This is a genomic window from Streptomyces sp. SID486 (genome assembly GCF_009865385.1).
GTDB lineage: Bacteria > Actinomycetota > Actinomycetes > Streptomycetales > Streptomycetaceae > Streptomyces.
The window spans coordinates 1-3,365 of record NZ_WWJT01000250.1; the positions used below are offsets into that span (position 1 = coordinate 1).

Below are 3,365 nucleotides of genomic sequence, written 5' to 3' on the forward strand. Positions count from 1 at the left end.
GACGGGCGCGGGCCACCGGGGCGGGGAGTGCGGGAGCCGTCGGTGGCCGGGGGCCCCGCCGGCCCGCGCCCGCCGCCACCCGTCACCCGCCACCCGTCACCCGCCACTATGAGGTGAATCACATCAGGGGGGTGTCACGCTTCTCCCGTGCCGGGTGTCTCGATGGGCATGGCCGAGGATCCCTTCACCGAACACCGTCCGCTGCTGTTCACCCTCGCGTACGAGCTGCTGGGCAGCGCCGAGGACGCCGAGGACGTCCTCCAGGAGAGCTACCTGCGCTGGAGCGCGGCCGATCGGGCCACGGTCGAGTATCCGCGCGCCTACCTGGTCCGCCTGGTGACCCGCCAGTGCCTCAACCACCTGCGCTCGGCGCGGGCCCGGCGCGAGGAGTACGTCGGTTCCTGGCTGCCCGAGCCGATCCGCACCGCACCCGAAGTGGCCGACGACGTCATCCTGTCCGAGGCGGTGTCGATGGGGCTGATGCTGGTCCTGGAGACACTGGGCCCGCTGGAACGCGCGGTCTTCGTCCTGCACGACGTGTTCGGTTACACCCACGCCGAGATCGCCGCCTCGACGGGCCGGACCGAGGTGACGGTGCGCCAGACCGCCCACCGCGCACGGCGGCACGTCCAGGCGCGCCGCCGCCGCTTCGCGCCCGACTCCGACGCGGCGCGCGCCGTCGTCGACCGGTTCCTGCGCGCCGCGGCCACCGGTGACGTCCAGGCGCTGATGGACCTGCTGGCACCGGACGTGGTGCTGATCGCGGACGGCGGCGGGAAGGCCGCCGCCGTCCGCCGCCCGCTCACCGGTCCGGAGGACGTCGCCAGGTTCGCCGTGGGGGCGTCCCGCACCAGCCCCGCGACGACCGTCGCGCTCGCCGCGTACAACGGCATGCCCGCGGCGCGCTTCCTCGTCGGCGGACGGCTCGACTGGCTCCTCGCGTTCGAGCTGGCCGACGGACGGATCACCGGCCTCTACGGCATGCGCAACCCCGACAAGCTGCGCCACGCGGACGCGCGGCGCACCCTCGGCAGATGAGGAGTCCCGCCATGGAGACCATGACCGTGGAACGTGTGATCGACGCGCCGATCGAGGACGTGTTCGGCTGGCTCACCACGACGACGAACTACACGGCCTCGCCGCTGGCGGTGCGCTGCGCCCTGACGCGCGGCGGCCGGGAAGCCCCGTACGGGGTCGGTGCCGTGCGCACCCACCTGTGGCTGATGGGCTGGTTCCGCGAACGCATCACCCGCTACGAACCGCCGTACGCCACCGAGTACGTGGTGGAGCGCAGCCTGCCCCCGTCCCGGCACGAACTCGGCCGCATGACGTTCACCGAGACCGCCGGCGGAACCCGGGTGAGCTGGACGACCCGCGCCGAGGTCCGCGTGCCGTTCCTCGGCGCCTTCCTCACCCGGGCCCTCGTGCGGCCCGTCCTCCTCGGCACCTTCCGCAACATCCTCGCCACGGCGGACGCCGCGCTCACCCGGGGCGCCGTCCGGAGGTGACCGGGGGGCGGGGCGCCGGGGGCGGTTTCCGTCAGGGCAGGGGCCGGCAGAGCAGGGCCGCGGGGCCCGGACGGCTGCCGACCCGGGTGGTGAACGCGATCCCGGCCGCGTACTCGTCCGCGGCGCACTGCCCCTTGTAGCTGCCGTACGCGAAGTCGCCGCCGGCCGCGTCGGCGGGACGGTTGTCGGACCGGTCGAACCACACGGTACGGCCGGCACCCGGCAGAGCGGACCGGGCGGGGGCGCACAGCGCGGCCGACAGGCGTTCACCGCGCAGGCTGTAGCCGATGAGGAATTCCCCGGCGGGACACTGGTACTTGGTGTAGCCGGACGCCCAGTCGCCACCGGGCGGTACGTCGCGTTCGTCGGTGACGACCGTCTGCCGGGCCCCGGCGCCGCGCAGCTCTCCCGCCCCGGCGTCGGTGCACAGGCCGCGCCCGCCGGTGTGAGCGAGGCCGGCCAGCCGCGTGCCGTCGGGGCAGGCGGCCTTGCGGGCCCCCGGGTCCCAGTCGCCCGCCGCACGCACCCGCAGCGACGCCACCGCGTCGCCGTGATCGGTGCTGAGCATGCGCCAGACGGGCCCGGAGGTCACGGCGCCGCTCCTGCCGGGCGCGGTCGTCAGACGCTGCCAGGCGGTGGCACGCCAGTCGCCGCCGTCGAGGATGCCGGAGCGGTGTCCCGCGCCGTCGTAGCGCAGCAGTGCCCAGTCGTCGTGGCCCTCGAAGCCCACCAGCGGCCAGAACGCGAAGTCGGCGTCATGGTCGGCGAAGTAGTCGGTGATGTTGCCGAACCAGGTGCGGGCCGCCGCGTTCGTCTCGTTCGAGCCGATGCCGAACTCGCTCACCCAGACGGGCGCGGTGTAGTGCCGGCCGCCCTCCTCGGCGAAGAACGCCTCGTCGTCGAGGGCCGCGGCCAGCTCCGGACGGGTCAGGTCCTGGTAGCGCGCGTCGTGGGTCTCGCCGATGCCCGTGGCGCCGCTGTGGTGCGGGCCGGTGTAGCCGTAGAAGTGGGCGGAGTAGACGAGCTTGTGGGAGTCCACCAGGGTGTGCGAGAGGGTGCGGGCGGGGGTCAGGACGGGCCGGCCGTGCGGCAGCCCGTCCACCGGCACACCGGTCCAGTTGATCCCCTCGATCACGACGAGGAGGCGGGGGTTCGCCTCGGTGAGGATGCGGTCGGCGGCCAGTTGTGCGGCGGCGTACCAGTCGTGGCCGTCCCCGAGGCCCCAGTTCGGGTCGTCCAGCACGTCCCGCCGGACCTCGTTGTACAGGTCGGCGCCCACCACGCGCGGGACCGAGGCGTAGCGGCGGGCCATGAACACCCAGTCGTCCGCCCAGTGGCCGGTGGTCTGCCCGCTGTTCCAGCGCTCGTTGCCGTCGACACCGCAGCACCAGCGGGACGTGTTGGTGTGGTTGTTGAGGATGACGGCGAAACCGCCCCGGTCCAGCGCCTCCACCACGGCGTCGTAGACCTCCAGCGGTGTCCGGCCGCGGAGTTCGGGGTTGGCCGCGACGGCGCCGTCGGGGACGGGCGCCGTGCTGTGGATCATCTCGTTGGAGAACGGCAACCGGATGGTGTTGACGCCCAGCGCCCGGAAGTCGGCGAGCAGTCGGGGCAGGGGCACGCGGTCCAGACCGAGCGGGATGCCGTGGGAGTCCTGCCCGGCATGGTGAGCGGCGGGATCGTCGGCGCTGCCGCTGCCGGTCCATGAGCCCTGCGCACCGTCCCAGTTGGCCCCCTTCAGCCGGAACCGGTCGCCGTGGGCGTCGACGACGTAACGGCCCCGGGTGGACAGCGGTGCGGCCCAGGTGACCGCGTCCGTCCCACCGCCGGCCGCCTCGACGGCCGCGGCGGCCACGG

At 74.1% G+C, this 3,365-nt stretch carries 3 protein-coding genes; 2 read left to right on the plus strand and 1 reads right to left on the minus strand.

Annotation, left to right across the window (positions count from 1 at the left end):
* The first annotated feature begins 147 nt into the window (after nucleotides 1-147).
* Together GT045_RS12430 and GT045_RS12435 are read left to right on the plus strand one after the other, a co-directional pair.
* Complete coding sequence (locus tag GT045_RS12430) at nucleotides 148-1,038, plus strand: RNA polymerase sigma-70 factor (protein WP_345942626.1); 891 nt, start codon at nucleotides 148-150, stop codon at nucleotides 1,036-1,038.
* Nucleotides 1,039-1,049: 11 nt separating this feature from the next.
* The gene (locus GT045_RS12435) at nucleotides 1,050-1,508 is read left to right on the plus strand and encodes an SRPBCC family protein (RefSeq protein WP_161334194.1); all 459 of its coding nucleotides are present in this window, start codon (nucleotides 1,050-1,052) and stop codon (nucleotides 1,506-1,508) included.
* A 31-nt stretch (nucleotides 1,509-1,539) separates the two neighbouring features.
* On the opposite strand, the gene GT045_RS12440 is transcribed toward GT045_RS12435, so the two are convergent.
* Nucleotides 1,540-3,363, minus strand: a complete 1,824-nt coding sequence (locus tag GT045_RS12440) for a cellulase family glycosylhydrolase (RefSeq protein ID WP_345942627.1) — start codon at nucleotides 3,361-3,363, stop codon at nucleotides 1,540-1,542.
* Nucleotides 3,364-3,365 lie beyond the last annotated feature (2 nt).